Below are 17973 nucleotides of genomic sequence, written 5' to 3'. Positions count from 1 at the left end.
GGCGAGGACTGAGGGAGATCATGGCGCAGCTTTCGGACGACTGCTTCGCATTCGGCGGACCGATGATGTCGGTCGATGAGGCCGTCGCGATCATCGCCGCGCGGGTCAAGCCTGTCGGCGAGACCGAAGCCGTTGCCCTGGTGGATGCGGACGGACGCATCCTGGCCGGCGACATTGTCGCGCCGCTTGCGCTGCCGCCGTTCAAGAATTCCGCCGTCGACGGCTACGCGGTATCCGGCGCGGACCTGCCGGCGAGCGGCGAGCGCGCGTTTCCCGTTGCCGGACGGGTGCAGGCGGGCGCGTCGGCGCAGCCGGCGCAGGCGGGCCAAGCGGTGCGGATCTTCACCGGCGCGCCGATGCCCGATGGCACCGACACCGTGTTCATGCAGGAAGACGTGCGGATCGACGAGTCCGGGCGTGTGATCCTGCCGTCCGGCCTCAAGGTCGGCGCCAATGTGCGCCCCAGCGGCGAAGACATTCCGCGCGGCCACGTCGCGCTGGCGGCGGGCCGGCGGCTGCGGCCGCAGGATATCGCGGTCGCCGCCGCCTTCGGACTCACCACGCTCGATGTGGTGCGGCGGCTTCGCGTCGGGGTGTTCTCGACCGGCGATGAACTGGCTGCGCCCGGCAGCGCGCGCACCGAAGCGCAACTGTTCGATTCCAACCGCTTCATGCTGATGGCGATGTTGCGGCGGCTCGGTTGCGAGGTCGGCGATCTCGGCATCCTGCGCGACGAGCGGGCCGAGCTCGCCGCGGCGCTCAAGCAGGTCGCGCGGCGCTACGACCTGATCCTGACCACCGGCGGGGTCTCGACCGGCGAAGAGGACCACGTCAGGGCCGGCATCGAGCAGGCGGGCTCGCTGGTGCTGTGGCGGATGGCGATCAAGCCCGGCCGCCCGGTGGCGATGGGAATCATCGACGGCACCCCGCTGATCGGCCTGCCCGGCAATCCGGTGGCGAGCTTCGTCACCTTCGTTCATGTCGTGCGGCCGACCGTGCTGGCGCTATCGGGCGCTGTGCCGTCCCCCTTGCTGTCGATGCCGGTGCGGGCGGCCTTCAGCTACAAGAAGAAGAGTGGGCGGCGCGAATATGTCCGCGTCTCGCTGCGACGGGCGACGGACGGTACGCTGGAAGCGAACAAGTTTCCTCGCGAGGGAGCCGGTCTGCTGTCGTCGCTGATCGAGACCGATGGACTGGTCGAACTCGGCGAGTCGGTGGTGCGGGTTGAACCTGGCGATGCCGTCGGCTTTCTCGGCTACGCCGACCTGCTGTGAGAGCTGAAACGCGGTCGGGACCGCGCAGCGCGACGGGTGCGCGATAGCAAAATCAGATCGCCCGATAGGCAAACATAAACAATGGCCTACGCGGCAACCCGACGCTGCTAGAGACGTTCTAAAACTGCTTGCCTCTGGCATACCAGAGAATAGAGTTCGTCGAAGCAGTGCAATTCGCGCAAAGCGTGGTTCCCAAGGCGAGGCTTCATGAGTCGAGACGACGTTCACAAGGTTCGTGCGTTCGAGCATCCCGGACAGGGCAGGAAGCGAGCGAAGGCTACGCCCAAGGGACGCCAGGTCGACCCCGTGGCCGCCCATGAGATCGAGACGCTGCTCGGCGATCGTCCGAGGCGGCGCGACCTCCTGATCGAGTATCTGCATCTGATCCAGGACAAATACCATCAGATCTCGGCGGCGCATCTTGCCGCGCTCGCCGACGAGATGAAGCTGTCGTTCGCCGAAGTGTTCGAGACCGCCACCTTCTACGCGCATTTCGACATCGTGAAGGAAGGCGAGGCTGACATCGCGCCGCTCACCGTACGTGTCTGCGATTCGCTGACCTGCGCGATGCTCGGCGGCGAACAGCTGTTGAAGGATCTGCAGAACCGCGCCGGCCCCGGCATCCGCGTCGTGCGCGCACCGTGCGTCGGCCGCTGCGACACCGCGCCCGCTGCCGAGGTCGGCCACAACTTCGTCGATCATGCGACCGTCACCAATGTGCTGGCGGCGGCGAAGAGCGGCGACACCCATGTGCACCTTCCGCCATATGTCGACTACGACGCCTATGTGGCGGGCGGCGGATACCGGCTGCTGGCGCGCCTGCGCTCAGGCGAGCTGCCGCGCGAAGACCTGCTGAAGGCGCTCGACGATGCGTCGCTGCGCGGCCTCGGCGGCGCCGGTTTTCCGACCGGCCGCAAGTGGCGCGCGGTGCTCGGCGAGCCCGGTCCGCGATTGATGGCGGTGAACGGCGACGAAGGCGAGCCCGGTACGTTCAAGGACCGCTATTATCTCGAGACCGATCCGCATCGTTTCCTCGAGGGCATGCTGATCGGCGCCCACGTGGTGGAGGCGCCGGAAGTCTACATCTATATCCGCGACGAGTACCCGGCCTGCCGCGACATCCTCGCGCGCGAGATCGCGAAGCTCCCACCGGGTGGTCCGACGCTGCATCTGCGGCGCGGCGCCGGCGCCTATATCTGCGGCGAGGAATCCTCGCTGTTGGAATCGATCGAGGGCAAGCGCGGCCTGCCGCGGCACAAGCCACCATATCCGTTCCAGGTCGGGCTGTTCGGCCTGCCGACGCTGATCAACAACATCGAGACGTTGTGGTGGGTGCGCGACATCGTCGAGAAGGGCGCCGATTGGTGGAAGAGCCACGGCCGCAACGAACGCCACGGCCTGCGCAGCTTCTCGGTGTCGGGACGCGTCAAGAATCCCGGCGTCAAGCTCGCTCCCGCCGGCATCACGCTGCGCGAGTTGATCGACGAGTTCTGCGGTGGCATGGCCGATGGCCATACCTTGCAGGCCTATCTGCCGGGCGGTGCATCCGGCGGCATCCTGCCGGCGTCGATGGACGACATCCCGCTCGATTTCGGCACGCTGGAGAAATATGGCTGCTTCATCGGCTCCGCCGCCGTGGTCGTGCTCTCGCAGGCCGATGACGTCAGGGATGCCGCGCTGAACCTGATGAAGTTCTTCGAGGACGAGAGCTGCGGGCAATGCACGCCGTGCCGCGCCGGAACCGAGAAGGCGGCGCTGTTGATGCAGCAGCCGGTCTGGAACAAGGAACTGCTCGACCAATTGAGCCAGGCGATGCGCGATGCGTCCATCTGTGGCCTCGGTCAGGCGGCCTCCAATCCGCTGACCTCCGTGATCAAATATTTTCCGGACGGCTTTCGTCCGCAGCAAGCCGCCGAGTAGGCGTGGCCGAGCAGACGAATTTCGACGAGGATTTGAATGAGCAACAATCAGAACTCAGGCCTGACGATTCAGTTCGAGCTCGACGGCCAGCAGGTCGAGGCGCGGGCCGGCGAGACGATCTGGCAGGTCGCCAAGCGCCAGGGCACCGAGATCCCGCATCTGTGCTATTCGCCCGCGCCGGACTACAGGCCGGACGGCAACTGCCGCGCCTGCATGGTCGAAATCGAAGGCGAGCGCGTGCTGGCGGCGTCCTGCAAGCGGACGCCGACGGTCGGCATGAAGGTGAAGTCGGCCAGCCAGCGTGCCGTCGCGGCGCAGAAGATGGTGATGGAGCTGCTGGTGGCGGACCAGCCGGCGCGCGAGACTTCGCACGATCCGGACTCGAAATTCTGGCACTGGGCCGAGAAGACCGGCGTGACCGAAAGCCGCTTTCCCGCGACTGAACGCTGGCACGCCGACACCAGCCATCCGGCGATGAGGGTCAATCTCGACGCCTGCATCCAGTGCGGCCTCTGCGTGCGGGCGTGCCGCGAGGTGCAGGTCAACGACGTGATCGGCATGGCCTACCGCAACCACGACGCCAAGATCGTGTTCGACTTCGACGATCCGATGGGCGAATCGACCTGCGTCGCCTGCGGCGAGTGCGTGCAGGCCTGTCCGACCGGCGCGCTGATGCCGGCGGTCATGCTCGACGACAAGCAGACCCGCGTCACCTATCCGGACAAGAAAGTGGATTCGCTGTGCCCGTATTGCGGCGTCGGATGCCAGGTCACCTATCAGGTCAAGGACGAGAAGGTGATCTACGCGGAAGGCCGTGATGGTCCCGCCAATCATAACCGGCTCTGCGTCAAGGGCCGCTTCGGCTTCGACTACATCCATCACCCCAATCGCCTGACCAAGCCGCTGGTGCGACTGCCCGGCGTCAAGAAGGATGCCAACGACCAGGTCGATCCGGCCAATCCTTACACCCATTTCCGCGAGGCATCCTGGGAAGAGGCGCTCGATCTGGCCGCCGCGGGCCTGCGCAAGATCCGCGACGAGAAGGGCGCCAAGGCGCTGGCCGGCTTCGGCTCGGCCAAGGGCTCGAACGAGGAAGCCTATCTGTTCCAGAAGCTGGTGCGCACCGGCTTCGGCTCCAACAATGTCGATCACTGCACGCGGCTGTGTCACGCCTCGTCGGTGGCGGCGCTGTTCGAGGGATTGAGCTCAGGCGCGGTGTCGGCGCCGTTCGCGGCCGCGGCCGACGCCGAGGTGATCTGGGTGATCGGCGCCAATCCGACCGTGAACCATCCGGTCGCCGCCACCTACATCAAGAACGCCGCCAAGCTCGGCGCCAAGCTCTACGTGATGGACCCGCGCCGGCAGACGCTGTCGCGCCACGCCACGCAGCACCTGCAGTTCAAGCCGGGCAGCGACGTCGCGATGCTGAACGCGATGATCCACACGATCATCACGGAAGGCCTGACCGACGAGCAGTACATCGCCGGCTATACCGAGGGCTATGACGAGCTGAAGGCGAAGATCCAGGAGTTCACGCCGGAGCGCATGTCCCAGATCTGCGGCATTCCGGCGGAGACGCTGCGCGAGGTCGCGCGCGCCTATGCCCGCGCCAAATCGTCGATCATCTTCTGGGGCATGGGCATCAGCCAGCACGTCCACGGCACCGACAATGCGCGCTGCCTGATCGCGCTCGCGCTGATCACCGGCCAGGTCGGCCGCCCCGGCACCGGGCTGCATCCGCTGCGCGGGCAGAACAACGTGCAGGGCGCCTCCGACGCCGGCCTGATCCCGATGTTCCTTCCGGACTACCAGCCGGTCGGCCGCGACGACATGCGCGGCGCCTTCGAGAAACTCTGGGGGCAGGAGCTCGATCCGGTGCGCGGCCTGACCGTGGTCGAGATCATGAATGCGATCCACGCCGGCGAAATCCACGGCATGTATGTCGAGGGCGAGAATCCCGCGATGTCCGATCCCGACCTGCAGCACGCGCGCGAGGCGCTGGCCAAGCTCGATCATCTCGTCGTGCAGGATCTGTTCGTCACAGAGACCGCGTTCCACGCCGACGTCATCCTGCCGGCCTCGGCGTTCGCCGAAAAGTCCGGCTCCTTCACCAATACCGACCGCCGCGTGCAGCTGGCGCGCGAGGTGATCAAGCCGCCGGGCGATGCAAGGCAGGATCTCTGGATCATCCAGGAGATCGGCAAGCGGATGGGACTGCCCTGGAACTATGCGGGGCCGGGCGAGGTCTTCACCGAGATGGCCGAGTTGATGCCGTCACTGAAGAACATCAGCTGGGACCGCCTGGTGCGCGAGGGCGCGGTGACCTATCCGGTCGACGATCCCGACAAGCCCGGCAACGAGATCATCTTCACCACCGGCTTCCCGACCGAAAGCGGCCGCGGCAGGATCGTGCCGGCCAAGGTGATCCCGCCGGACGAACTGCCCGACGACGAGTACCCGATGGTGCTGTCGACCGGCCGCGTGCTCGAACATTGGCACACCGGCTCGATGACGCGCCGTGCCCAGGTGCTGGACCAGATCGAGCCCGAAGCGGTCGCGTTCATGACCCCGAAGGACATGCGCAAGAAGGGACTCGCGCCCGGCGACTTCATCCGTCTCGAGACGCGCCGCGGCGCGGTCGAGGTCAAGGTGCGTGCCGACCGCGACGTGCCCGAGAACATGGTCTTCATGCCGTTCTGCTACGCGGAAGCGGCGGCCAACCTGTTGACCAACCCGGCGCTCGACCCGTTCGGCAAGATTCCGGAGTTCAAGTTCTGCGCGGTCCGCGCCGAGAAGATCGATATCCGGACCGCGGCGGAATAGCGGTCCGGGGACGAAGCGCGGAAAGCCGCCCGCCGGCTACTCGCTCGCCCGACACAGCACCGCAAGCACCGTCGATCGACGTCCGCTCAGAGCGTAAGAGCGGGGCGTCGCTGCGGCGTGGACCCATGTCGCCCTTTGCCCCAAAGCGGACCCGTTTGAGAGCCCGGAAGTTGCCATTTCCACGAGAACTCGCGTATGCATGACGTGCAGGATCGCAGTGTGAGAAATTCAGATGACGATGGAGCTGAGGGGCGCGAGAGGCGAGGGATTTGCGACGATTGCCGCTGATGGGCGCGTGCTGGATTCCTGGTTTCTTCAGCTGCGCCTGGTCGCGGAGGCCGACAAGACGGCAACGGTCCCTCTCACGAAGGACGAGGTCAGCAGATCGTTGGGCGAGTCGGCGGACGGATATGCGCGACACGACGACATTCGCAATGTCGACATCGTTCCAATCCGTGCAGAAATTGGCTCCCTTGCATCTGCGCCGACGGACGTGCACGACGCGTATCTTCGACTCCATCTGCTGAGCCACCGGCTCGTCCAGCCGAATTGTCTGAACCTCGAGGGAGTTTTCGGTCTCTTACCTAACGTTGCCTGGACGACCCTCGGTCCCTGTGAGTGCTCCCGTGTACCGGACGCGCGAATGGAGGCACGAAAGCGTGCCCTCGCATTCGAGGTGACAGGCGTGGATAAGTTTCCGCGCATGACCGATTATGTGACGCCAGCGGACGTGAGAATTGCAGATGCGGATCGCGTAAGGCTCGGCGCCCACTTGGCCCCGGGCACAACCGTCATGCATGAAGGCTTTTGCAATTTTAACGCGGGCACGCTCGGTCCCTGCATGGTCGAAGGCCGGATCAGCGCCGGCGTGGTTGTGGGAAGCGGCAGCGACGTTGGTGGCGGAGCGTCGATCATGGGCACTCTGTCCGGAGGAGGGAAAGAGAGGATTACAGTCGGTGAGCGCTGCCTGATCGGAGCCAACGCCGGTATCGGCATTTCATTGGGTGACGATTGTATCGTCGAAGCGGGCTGTTATGTCACGGCAGGCGCGCGCATCCTTTTGGAAGATGGCCGAGTCCTGAAAGCCAAAGAACTCTCGGGCCAGAAGGGCCTGCTTTTTCGTCGGAATTCCCAGAGCGGCGCTCTTGAGGCAACCAAGCGTACGCCAAATTGGGACGGCCTCAACGCGCAACTTCACAGCTAGTGTCCCGAATCCGAAGTTCGCATCATTTGCCGCACCTTCGGAGCGAACTTCGGATTCGATAAGGACACTAGCAAACTTATGATTCTAGTGTGCTTTATGAATGCGAAGTTCGTGAAAGTGGCTGCCGCGAAATCGCACGAACTTCGCATTCAGCACACTAGTCCCCGTCCGTCAGGGGACGATCACCACTCGGATTGCGATCTGTTTGGCGCGATCGCTGTTCACCACCAGTATGGCCACCGCCACGCCTCATAGAGGCGCCACGACGACACCAGGGGCGGGGCGTATGGATCGACCCGGTCGTCTTCAGGGCGATATTGATATCGTGGAACAATATAATAGTCCCACGGAGTTGGCCTTATCACGGGCGTCGGGATAATGACCCTCCTTGGTTCATGAACGACTTGTGCCTTCCGCGCCCGGGCTTCAGCACCAGACGTCCCGAGGTTGCACAGCACGAGGGCCGCTCCGAGAGCGCACGCGACGGTCATTATCTTCATGCATCGGCCTCCTTTGCCTGAGAGTGCAAAAGGACTCAAAGCAAGGCAAGCTAATTCGCTCTCGGCCGGCTTGAATGACTGCTTGTGGACCGTAGCCGACCTTTGCTCAGAAGGGCCGCGCGGAAGCCGGAGCCCGCCCCCATGATCGATATGAGTACGCGCCCCGGTTCGGCTCTAACTCGACAGGTCTCAGTAGTCCCAGAACACCGGCACCCAACGGAAGGCGTCACCCTCGACCGCGACATGTCCAACGGACGGGAACGGCATATGCGTGGCAACCAGCAACTCGCGGTTCGCCGCCAGTTCCCGCAACAGACTGATCCGGGCGCGGGCCGCCTCTTCGGGATCGTGTTCGAAGCCATTGTGCCATTCGGGGTGCTCGAACCCGACCGCGAACACGAGGTCACTGGCGAATGTCAGCCGGTCGCCGCCGGACGCCAGACGAACGACGCTGTGGCCGGGAGTGTGGCCGCCGCTGCGACGGACGACCACTTCGGGCGCCACCTCGTGCTCCTCGTCGAACAGCCGCAGCTGGCTCTGGTATTCCTTCCTGAACCGCTTGGCCGTCGCACGAAGCGCGTCGGGGAAACCCGGCGGCATCGAGACGCGGGAGAAATCGGGCGCCTCCCAGAACTTGACCTCGGCAGCCGCCACATGGATCCGCAGGTCCGGACGCAGCCGCTCCTTCACGCCCTCGACGAGCAGCCCGCCAACGTGGTCCATGTGCATGTGGGTCAGCACCACGTCGGTCACGGACCCAAGATCGATGCCGGCCGCCTCCAGTCGCTTGACCGTCTGCCCGGCCTTCGGCAGGTGCACGTCCGGGTCCGACCCCAGCCCGGCGTCGACGAGGATGGTTTTCCGGCCGCTTCGCACCACGACCACGTTCAGCGCCCAGTCGAACGCGTCCGGCGGCAGGAACATGTCGTCCAGCCAGGCCGCGCGGACGGCCGGCTCGGCATTGTGCGCCAGCATCTTGGTCGGCAGCGGCAGCACCCCGTCGCTGACGACCAGCACGTCGATCTCGCCGATCTTCAGCGCGTAGCGCGATGGCACCAACTCGTTTGGCCCCGGCTGACCGGCGTGCGAGACATTGTCGAGGTTCATGCTTGCTGAGTATTGCGGATCATCTGGTTCATCGTTGAAAACTCCTGCGTTCGATCCTGATGTTCGATCCCGGCGGGCCGCATTGTTTCCGCCCGTGGATTGGACATGGTGGTGATCTAACGGATCGGGTGGGGCGCCGCCCCAGAGTGGTTGCCGTCGCTGTAGAGCGATTGCTGCCAACGCATGCGGGCCGCCGCACGCGAGCGCTGGGGACGAAACGGGAGGCAGCAAGCCATCGCCATGCCCCTAGCCACGTGCGACACTTCGGATTGGCGAAGCCGGTTCAACTCAGGACTAATATCTCCTCGTCGAGACCCCGGAATACGAACGTTCGGAGCAATTCATGGCCAAGCATCGGATCTATACAACGAGCTTCGCAAGCGTTTACCCGCTCTATGTCGCGAAAGCGGAGAAGAAGGGACGCACCAAAGCGGAGGTTGATCAGGTGATCTCCTGGTTGACCGGCTACGGTTCGAAGGAGCTGGAAGCTCAGTTGGAAAAACAAACCGACTTCGAAACGTTCTTCGCAAAGGCGCCTGAAATGAATCCTTCGCGGGCCTTGATCAAGGGCATGGTGTGCGGTGTCAGGGTTGAGGAAATCAAAGAGCCGACCATGCGGGAAATTCGTTACCTGGATAAACTGATCGATGAGCTGGCGCGTGGAAAGGCCATGGATAAAATCCTGCGGAGGGAATGACGCCTGATCGACCGGATTCCGTTCGCCGGCGAGGCGACACCGGACGCTGGTGCGTCGCCCGCAATGACGAAAGGACCGGGGAGGGCCGCTACCACTGAGTTGCCCGACGGCGCAAGCCTTCGCAGCAAAAATATTTCGCTTTATCCGAAGTGTGGCTCGGTGTATGGTCTGCCCGTCTCACCCGACACGAGGGGCGCTTCGCCGTCGTCACGAACGTGGGTCGAGATGCGGTGGACGCCGATTGCGCAGTTGACGAACGTGCATGAGGCGGACGGTGAAGTCGTGTGGTCCTGACGCCCTAGCGGCAGGTGTCTTTTCCGATTGCGCAGTGCGCGTTGCGAAGACGGTGACAACCAAGCCCAGTCTCGCCGGGGAGAGCACGAAGTAAGCCGTAGCCCATCGCGCAGGGAAAGCCGGGTTGTTTCCGGTTACACCTGTGGTCCTACCCCCGAGCTTTCTACCCATTGCTCGGGGCCCATGGGTGCGATCGGCACCCGGCTTTCCCTGCGCCCTCTGCTTGAGGTGAGGGCGGAACAAGATGCAAAGCTCGGACGCAATGCGCCGCGAGACTGCGGAAGCATGAGCCACACGTGGTCCAACACATTCAGTGTCGTCTTGGCGTCAGTGTCGTCATGGCGAAAGCCAGGACCCATTACCCCAAATGAGACTTGTTGTGCGATGCTGGGGCCACGACCTCGTTCACAATCAAATGCGGTGGTAATGGGTCCTGGCTTTCGCCAGGACGACAACGAAGAGTCATATCTGCAAGATTTGCAGCGGCGTATGGATCTCTGCTTTCGTGTTTGGTCCCTGCAGATTGGTTGGATGGAATCGGTGTAGAACGAGGCGTGGCCTTTGTTAGGGAGCGCCTCGTGTCATGGAACTGAGCTTGCACGCGAACGCCACGACGACGCCGAAGACACGTGCCTACATCCAGCGCAGCCGGAAGTCGGTCGCTCAGTTGGCGGCCGAGCTGGGGGTCAGCGAGACCACGATTTATCGCTGGCGCAGCCGCACGACGGTCGAAGACCGCTCGCACCGGCCGAAGAACCTCACGACCAGCCTCTCCGCGGTTGAAGAAAGGGCCGTTTGTGAACTACGGACATCGCTCCAATTGCCGCTGGACGACATCGTTGAGGTGATGCGGCGATGCATCAACGCCAAGCTGTCCCGTAGTGCTATTCACCGCTGCCTGCAGCGCAACGGCATCAGCCGGCTTGCCAAGCCTGACAAGCCCAAAGCCGGCGTCTTCGAGAATGCCAGTATCGGCTTCATCCATATCGACGTGAAGTATCTGCCGGCACTGCAGCGCCGCACCAGCTATGCCTTTGTCGCCATCGACCGAGCCACCCGCTACGTCTTTGTCGAGGTCCATTCCAGGCGGGACGGAGCGACCGCGACCGGTTTCCTTAAGCGCTTCCTGGCTGATTTTCCGCACCAGGTTCACACTATCCTCACCGAAAACGGTGCCGAGTTCACCGACCGCTTCGCCGTCGACAAGAAGAACAAGCCGCCCGGGAAGCCTTCCGGCGACCACCCCTTTGATCAACTCTGCCGACAGTGCGCCATCCAGCATCGCCTGACCAAGCCCTACCATCCGCAGACCAACGGACTCGTCGAACGTTTCAACCGGCGCATCGCCGAAGCCATTGGCCGCGAACACAAACGGGGCAGCGCGCGCCGTACCTTTGTCAACCACGCCGACCGCGACACCTTCATCGCCAAGTTCGTCCACGACTACAATCGGACCCGCCTCAAATGCCTCGGCTACCTGGCGCCAATCCAGGCCCTCGCCAATCACACGGGACCGAACACTTTCGCAGGGGCGACAGCCGGCAAGAAACACGCGCAGCATTCGCGCCCGGCGAACCCGCCATTGCCAAACCTCGCATTGACCTCATTGCCGTGGCCGGGCACAGCGTGCGGGCGGTGTCATTGAACGGTCGCAAGAGCCGAAGGGGATACCGCCGCATCGAATTTTGCGGTGCAGCAATGGTGCAATTGGCCCCTGCTAAAGGGGCAATGGCAATCGTCTTTGCTTGTCTGTAATGGTGCGACCGGATGTCTCGGGGCCGGTATTCGCGCTCCGCAATTACGCGGGAGGAAACATGCGTAAACTCATATTGGCTGCGGCGTCGATCGCGGCTTTGACCTTTGTCGGGCCTGCGGCGGCGCAGTCGCCGATCGTTCTCAAATTCAGCCACGTGGTGGCCTCGGATACGCCGAAGGGCAAGGCGGCCGACAAGTTCAAGGAACTCGCCGAGAAGTACACCGGCGGCAAGGTGAAGGTCGAGGTCTACCCGAACTCGACGCTTTACAAGGACAAGGAAGAGCTCGAGGCGCTGCAGCTCGGCGCGGTGCAGATGCTGGCGCCGTCGAACTCGAAGTTCGGCCCGATCGGCATCAAGGAATTCGAAGTCTTCGATCTGCCCTACATTCTGCCCGACCTGAAGTCGCTGCGGAAGGTCACCGACGGGCCGCTCGGCGCCCAGCTGCTCAAGAAGCTGGATTCCAAGGGCATGACCGGTCTCGCCTATTGGGACAACGGCTTCAAGCAGATGAGCGCGAACAAGAAGCTGGTCGCGCCCGCCGACTACAAGGGGCTCAAGTTCCGCATCCAGTCGTCGAAGGTGCTGGAAGCCCAGTTCCGCGCGCTCGGCGCGATCCCGCAGGTGATGGCATTCTCCGACGTCTACCAGGCGCTGCAGACCGGCGTGGTCGACGGCCAGGAGAACACCTGGTCGAACATCTACACCCAGAAAATGCATGAGGTGCAGAAGTACGCCACCGTCACCAATCACGGCTACATCGGCTACGTTGTGGTCGTGAACAAGAAGTTCTGGGACGGCCTGCCGGCCGATATCCGCGAGCAGCTCTCCAAGGCAATGAAGGAAGCCACCGAGTTCGGCAACAGCCAGTCGGCCAAGGAAAACGACGACGCGCTCGCCGAGATCAAGAAGGCCGGCAAGACCGAGATCGTCGCGTTGACGCCGGAGCAGGACGAGGCAATGCGCAAGGCAATGATGCCGGTCTACAAGGACGTTGCCTCGCGCGTCGGCCAGCCGCTGATCGACGAATTCCTCAAGGAAACCGGCCGCAGCCCGATGAACTAGCTGCGATGCTTCGCCGCTGAGGCGATGCCAGACGAGCTCCCTCTCCCCGTTCTTGCGGGGAGAGGGTTGGGGTGAGGGGCCTTCTCCGCGAACGCGGCTCCAGATGTGCTCGCGGAAGCTCCCCCTCACCGGAAATTCAAGCTGCGCTTGAATTTCGACCTCTCCCCGCACGCGGGGCGAGGTAGATCGGAGGCAGCTCCGATCGACGGCAACAGTCACGCGGGACTTGAACCGCAAACATAGTGAACGCCGCGGCCGCGTGAGGTCGCGGCCAGGGTGCCGTGGCCGGTTGCCGCATCAGGCCATGACAGGGGAGATCAATGCTGCTTAAAATTCTGGACCGGCTCGAGGAAATCATCATCGCGAGCCTGATGGGGGCCGCGACGCTGCTGACCTTCGTCACGGTCGTGCACCGTTTTCTGGTCGACGTTCCCGTGCTCTATCCGTACCTGTTCGGCATCAATCTCGCATGGTCGCAGGAACTCTGCATCTACATGTTCATCTGGATGGCGAAGTTCGGCGCCGCCTATGGCGTGCGCGCCGGCGTCCATGTCGGCGTCGACGTCCTGATCAACCGGCTCAACGATTTCTGGCGCAAGCGCACCATCACCTTCGGCCTGCTCGGCGGCGCGCTATTCACCGGGATCGTCGGGACCATGGGCGCGAAATTCGTGTTCGAATTGATGCATACCGACCAGGTCTCGCCGGATCTCGAGATCCCGAGCTGGATCGTCTACGCCTGCATTCCGCTCGGCTCCTATCTGATGTGCTTCCGCTTCCTGCAGGTGTGCTGGAATTACTGGTGGACCGACGACCTGCCGCACCATGACGCCTCCCATGTCGATGGCGTCGAGACCAGCAAGACCGCGCCCGTCGCGCTTGGAGAAGCGTGATGAGCGCCGCACTTATTTTCGGACTGCTGTTTGCCCTGATGCTGACGGGCATGCCGATCTCGATTTCGCTCGGCCTGACCGTGCTCACCTTCCTGTTCACCATGACCGAGGTGCCGATCGAGAGCGTCGGCCTGAAGCTGTTTTCGGGCCTCGACAATTTCGGCATCATGGCGATCCCGTTCTTCATCCTGGCGGGCACCTTCCTGACCCGCGGCGGCGTCGCGCGGCGCATGATCGCGTTCACCACCTCGCTGGTCGGGCATCTGCCCGGCGGCCTTGGGCTGGCCGGCGTCGCGGCCTGCGCGATGTTCGCGGCGATCTCGGGCTCGAGCGTCGCCACCGTGGTTGCTATCGGCTCGATCATGATGCCGGCGATGGTCGATCACGGCTATCCGAAGCGGTTCGGCGTCGGCGTGATCTCGACCTCGGGCGCGCTCGGCATCCTGGTGCCGCCCTCGATCATCCTGGTGCTCTACGGCGTCTCCACCAACACCTCGATCGGCGCGCTGTTCATGGCCGGCATCGTGCCGGGCGTCGTGCTCGCGCTGATGCTGGCGGCGGTGACTTTCTTCGTCGCACAGCGCAACGGCTATCCGAAGATGCCACGCGCGACCATCGGCCAGCAGTTCACGGCGTTCCGCGAAAGCATCTGGGGCCTGCTGCTGATCGCGATCGTGCTCGGCGGCATCTATGGCGGCATCTTCACGCCGACCGAAGCGGCCGCGGTCGCCGCGACCTATGCCTTCTTCATCACCGTATTCGTCTACAAGGAGCTGAAGCTCTCAGAGGTGCCGAAGGTGCTGCTGCAGGCGGCGAGCATGAGCTCGATGCTGCTCTACATCATCACCAACGCGGTGCTGTTCTCGTTCCTGATGACGCACGAGCAGATCCCGCAGGAGATGGCGGCCTGGATCATCGACAAGAACTTCTCGGTCTGGATGTTCCTGCTCGTCGTCAACATCATCCTGCTGCTCGCCGGCAACGTGATGGATCCGTCGTCGATCCTCCTGATCATGGCGCCGATCCTGTTTCCGCTGGCGACCAAGCTTGGCGTGCACCCGGTGCATCTCGGCATCCTGATGATCGTCAACACCGAGGTCGGGCTGTGCCACCCGCCGGTCGGGCTCAACCTCTACATTGCGAGCAGTATCGCCAAGATGGGCATCAGCGAGATCACCATCTCGGTGTTGCCATGGCTGTGCGCGATGCTGGTGTTCCTCGGCCTGATCACCTACGTGCCGGAGATCTCGCTGTGGCTGCCGCGCTTGCTCGGCATGATCTAGCGCAAACAACAGACATCCAAAGCGCGACCTCGCGCCTTGGATGTTTCTGCGGTGCAATGAAAGCGGATTACATCTTGGTAACAGAGCTCTCTCTGTCCAATCCGTAAGTTGAAGGCGCGGGCGGGCGGCATCATGTTCGAGCAACCTTCAAAGGAGGTTCGTATGAAGAAAGTTCTGCTCGCCGGCATCGCGGCGCTCACGATTGCCGGTTCGACCGCGGTCTATGCCCAGCATCGTCCCTGGTTCCACGGCCATATGCGGATGAGCCCCGAGGATCGGGCCGCCTTCCTCGACGCGCGGATCGCCGCCGTCCACGCCGGGCTGAAGCTCAACGCCGATCAGGAGAAGCTGTGGCCGCCGGTTGAGGCCGCGGTGCGCGACTTCGCGAAGATGCGGCTCGATCGTGCCAATGCGCGGATGGCCGCCGAGAAGACCGATGCGGACAAGTCGCAGAAGCCGGATGATCCGGTCGCCCGCCTGCGCGAGCGCGCCGGCAACATGGCGGCGACCGCGACGTCGCTGACGAAGATCGCCGATGCCGCCGACCCGCTCTACAAGACGCTCGACGACAACCAGAAGCGGCGGCTGAGCATGCTGACCCATATGGAAGGGCGCGGCTTCGGCGCCGAAGGCTGGCGCCGCCACCGCCTAGAGCGCGGCATGGACCGCTGGGAGCGCGGCGGCCGCGGCTTCGATCACGACCGTTTCGACCGCGACGATGGCCCTGATCAGGAGCGCTCCGGCCGGCTCTGAGCGCCGTCCGCCGGCACCCTCGCCAAGCCTATGAAAGGCCGCCGGATTCCGGCGGCCTTTCGGTTGTCAGAAAGTCGGGAAAACTTGCTTGAGCTTGCTGGACATCGGGGAATCGCTTTGCTAAACGACCGCTCTCTTGCGAGGGTCATTTCCGGACAAGTTCCGGGCGCATAGCTCAGTTGGTAGAGCAGCTGACTCTTAATCAGCGGGTCCCAGGTTCGAGCCCTGGTGCGCCCACCAAGCTTTTCAATAGCTTAGGTTAGCCCTCGTAGTTGTCATTCCGACAAACGGCCGCGTCTATTCCGACAAACCGGCTGCTTTTGTTCGCTTCTCGCGGCGCTTCCGGGTCCCCGAGATCAGCTGTTTACGGGTCCGCTTTGCATAGATCGGCAATTGCCGTGCAGACCTGTGGCGGCCGGCTGCGGCGACAATGTCCTTCACGACGCTGCGCAGGTAGCGGAGGTCCTTGCGCTCAGTATCCACGGTGGCGGAGTACGCGACTTGCGGTGCGCGCGATCGCGCCTGAAGACCAGACCCGAAACCGTGACCTGCTTGATGGCATCGAGCTCGGCCATCAGTTCGGGGAAAAGTGATTCGCCCCGATCATCGAAAAGCGGCCACCAGGCTTCCTCGCCGTTCTTCGGATGCACGATCTTCACGCTATTGGGCCGCTCCTTGGGGCGGTAGTGCGAAATCTCAAAAGCTCCGACGACATGCTCCTCGCGCTGCAACCACTCCGTCAGCCCGTGAGACCGCCAGCTGTCGAAGGCCGGCAGAAGAACGTACTCGGCGCGCTTAACGGCCGCATTGCAGTTCTCACCGAGTGCCTTCGCCTTGACGTGACACCCTTGCGCACGTGCCCACGTTGGAAGCTCGAAGAAGTAGGTCCATCGGCCGTTGCGCAACGGCTTTCGCCTGCAATACCGAGGCAATCTCAGAGCGGTCTTGGGAGGTTTCGTGCTAGCGCCCGAAGAAAGCTTGCGCGAGCGCGACGACTTACAGGCCGACGTTCCGCTGGCTGAGGCAGTATCCCGCCTGCGGCGAGGGCCCGGCCGGGCACCCTTGCGGCCGAAGCATGCGACGGTCGGGGCTTCGGTGGGTGTTGCCCCAAGTAAGCGTTTCGAGCATCTGCGCGATGAGCACCATGCCCAACCTCTCATGACCCAATTCCCTGGCATTCTCCCGCGAGCAAAATCAATCGCATCTGACGGAGCGAATGTTTTGCGCGAAATGCGCAATAAGTCTTGAATACTGCGCGATATGAGCATATACGGCCGGCGTTTGCTCGTTTTTATAGCAAAACGCGCAAAATGATCGGAAGTGCGCGGTGTGCGGGAGGACAACAGAAATGCAGGTTCCAATTAAGCGGGCGATCGAGAGCGTGCCGGGCGGGATGATGGTGGTCCCTCTGTTGGTCGGGGCGCTTATTGCCACCTTCTTTCCCGATACCCCGAAGCTTTTTGGCTCCTTCACCGGCGCACTGTTCTCTGGCGCGCTGACAATTCTCGCCGTGTTCTACGTTTGCATGGGCGCGAGCATCGACTTCCGCGCGACCCCCTACATTGTGAAGAAGGGCGGCACCCTGCTGATCGTGAAGGTTGGCGTGGCCGTTGTCCTCGGCCTGATCTTCGGCCGCATTTTGGGAGAGACGCCGGTCGCAGCTGGCATGTTCGCGGGTGTCTCGACGCTCGCGATCGTCGCCGCCATGAACGACACCAATGGCGGTCTCTATATGGCGTTGATGGGCCAATATGGACGTCCGCGTGACGTCGGCGCCTATACCGTCATGTCGCTGGAGAGCGGTCCTTTCCTCACCATGATCACTTTGGGCGTCGCCGGCCTCTCGGCATTTCCATGGCAGACCCTCGTGGGCGCTATCCTGCCTCTGGTGGTGGGTATGATCATCGGCAATCTCGACAGAGAGATGCGCGACTTCCTGAGCCGCGCGGTGCCTGTGATGATCCCGTTCTTCGCCTTCGCGCTCGGCGCCGGCCTCGATCTGTCGAAGGTTTGGCAGGCCGGCCTGCTCGGCCTCGGCATGGGAGTGGCCGTGGTGGTTGTGACCGGCATCCCGCTGTTCCTCGCCGATCGCATCACTGGCGGGAATGGTGTCGCGGGTGTTGCGGCGGCCTCAACGGCCGGTAATGCGGCGGCCGTCCCGGCGATTGTCGCCGCGGCGAATCCAGCCTATGCGGACGCGGCGCGGCCGGCGACTATCCTCGTCGCGGCGTGCGTCGTGGTTACCGCAATCCTCGTGCCGATCGTCACCGCCTGGACAGCCCGCGTTGTTGGTCGCGACGTCGAGGAGCCTGCAGAAGAGAACAACGTGGCTTCTGCCGGCAAGATGACCCCCGCGGCGCGCTCGGTTGTCACTGAGGCAAGTCACTGAGGCAAAGTCACTGAAGC

13 protein-coding genes and 1 tRNA gene are annotated in these 17973 nt (G+C 63.4%); 12 read left to right on the top strand and 2 right to left on the bottom strand.

What is annotated here, in order from left to right; all coding sequences use genetic code 11:
- Positions 1 to 20: 20 nt before the first annotated feature.
- From ACVMDN_RS25185 to dapD, 4 genes are all read left to right on the top strand, one after another.
- The gene (locus ACVMDN_RS25185) at positions 21 to 1274 is read left to right on the top strand and encodes a molybdopterin molybdotransferase MoeA (protein WP_057015081.1); all 1254 of its coding nucleotides are present in this window, start codon (positions 21 to 23) and stop codon (positions 1272 to 1274) included.
- A gap of 207 nt (positions 1275 to 1481) precedes the next feature.
- Positions 1482 to 3194, top strand: a complete 1713-nt coding sequence (locus ACVMDN_RS25180) for an NADH-ubiquinone oxidoreductase-F iron-sulfur binding region domain-containing protein (RefSeq protein WP_057015082.1) — start codon at positions 1482 to 1484, stop codon at positions 3192 to 3194.
- 36 nt (positions 3195 to 3230) lie between these two features.
- Complete coding sequence (gene fdhF / locus ACVMDN_RS25175) at positions 3231 to 6017, top strand: formate dehydrogenase subunit alpha (RefSeq protein WP_371852079.1); 2787 nt, start codon at positions 3231 to 3233, stop codon at positions 6015 to 6017.
- Positions 6018 to 6249: 232 nt separating this feature from the next.
- Positions 6250 to 7221, top strand: a complete 972-nt coding sequence (dapD, locus tag ACVMDN_RS25170; RefSeq protein WP_057015083.1) for a 2,3,4,5-tetrahydropyridine-2,6-dicarboxylate N-succinyltransferase — start codon at positions 6250 to 6252, stop codon at positions 7219 to 7221.
- Between the two features lie 689 nt (positions 7222 to 7910).
- Here dapD and ACVMDN_RS25165 read toward each other — a convergent pair.
- Positions 7911 to 8828 (bottom strand): MBL fold metallo-hydrolase, encoded by a 918-nt coding sequence (locus ACVMDN_RS25165; protein WP_456834846.1) that lies wholly within the window; start codon positions 8826 to 8828, stop codon positions 7911 to 7913.
- A gap of 343 nt (positions 8829 to 9171) precedes the next feature.
- Between ACVMDN_RS25165 and ACVMDN_RS25160 the strand changes: the two genes are divergently transcribed.
- The 7 genes from ACVMDN_RS25160 to ACVMDN_RS25130 all read left to right on the top strand — a co-directional run bounded on the left by ACVMDN_RS25160 (position 9172) and on the right by ACVMDN_RS25130 (position 15807).
- A complete protein-coding gene (locus ACVMDN_RS25160; RefSeq protein WP_057020632.1) occupies positions 9172 to 9525 on the top strand; it encodes a DUF2200 domain-containing protein in 354 nt (117 codons plus the stop codon).
- An 877-nt stretch (positions 9526 to 10402) separates the two neighbouring features.
- The gene (locus ACVMDN_RS25155; protein ID WP_141342409.1) at positions 10403 to 11464 is read left to right on the top strand and encodes an IS481 family transposase; all 1062 of its coding nucleotides are present in this window, start codon (positions 10403 to 10405) and stop codon (positions 11462 to 11464) included.
- Between the two features lie 169 nt (positions 11465 to 11633).
- Positions 11634 to 12638: a TRAP transporter substrate-binding protein gene (locus tag ACVMDN_RS25150; protein ID WP_028342401.1), complete on the top strand. Its 1005-nt coding sequence runs from the start codon at positions 11634 to 11636 to the stop codon at positions 12636 to 12638.
- Between the two features lie 320 nt (positions 12639 to 12958).
- A complete protein-coding gene (locus ACVMDN_RS25145; RefSeq protein ID WP_057020631.1) occupies positions 12959 to 13531 on the top strand; it encodes a TRAP transporter small permease in 573 nt (190 codons plus the stop codon).
- Positions 13531 to 14814 (top strand): TRAP transporter large permease, encoded by a 1284-nt coding sequence (locus tag ACVMDN_RS25140; protein ID WP_076834271.1) that lies wholly within the window; start codon positions 13531 to 13533, stop codon positions 14812 to 14814. The genes ACVMDN_RS25145 and ACVMDN_RS25140 overlap by 1 nt, the downstream gene beginning before the upstream one ends.
- A gap of 162 nt (positions 14815 to 14976) precedes the next feature.
- On the top strand, positions 14977 to 15567 hold the full coding sequence (locus ACVMDN_RS25135; protein ID WP_028332421.1) for a Spy/CpxP family protein refolding chaperone: 591 nt from the start codon (positions 14977 to 14979) through the stop codon (positions 15565 to 15567).
- Between the two features lie 164 nt (positions 15568 to 15731).
- Positions 15732 to 15807, top strand: a tRNA-Lys gene (locus tag ACVMDN_RS25130).
- A 197-nt stretch (positions 15808 to 16004) separates the two neighbouring features.
- On the opposite strand, the gene ACVMDN_RS25125 is transcribed toward ACVMDN_RS25130, so the two are convergent.
- Positions 16005 to 16472, bottom strand: a complete 468-nt coding sequence (locus ACVMDN_RS25125) for a hypothetical protein (RefSeq protein WP_076834270.1) — start codon at positions 16470 to 16472, stop codon at positions 16005 to 16007.
- Between the two features lie 443 nt (positions 16473 to 16915).
- Here ACVMDN_RS25125 and ACVMDN_RS25120 point away from each other — a divergent pair, with 443 nt between their 5' ends.
- The gene (locus ACVMDN_RS25120; protein ID WP_141342408.1) at positions 16916 to 17956 is read left to right on the top strand and encodes a 2-keto-3-deoxygluconate permease; all 1041 of its coding nucleotides are present in this window, start codon (positions 16916 to 16918) and stop codon (positions 17954 to 17956) included.
- Positions 17957 to 17973: the final 17 nt, after the last annotated feature.

It is taken from the genome of Bradyrhizobium sp. USDA 4510 (assembly GCF_054059095.1).
The sequence above is the reverse complement of the archived record's forward strand: the minus strand, read 5'-3'. Positions and strand labels throughout refer to the sequence as shown.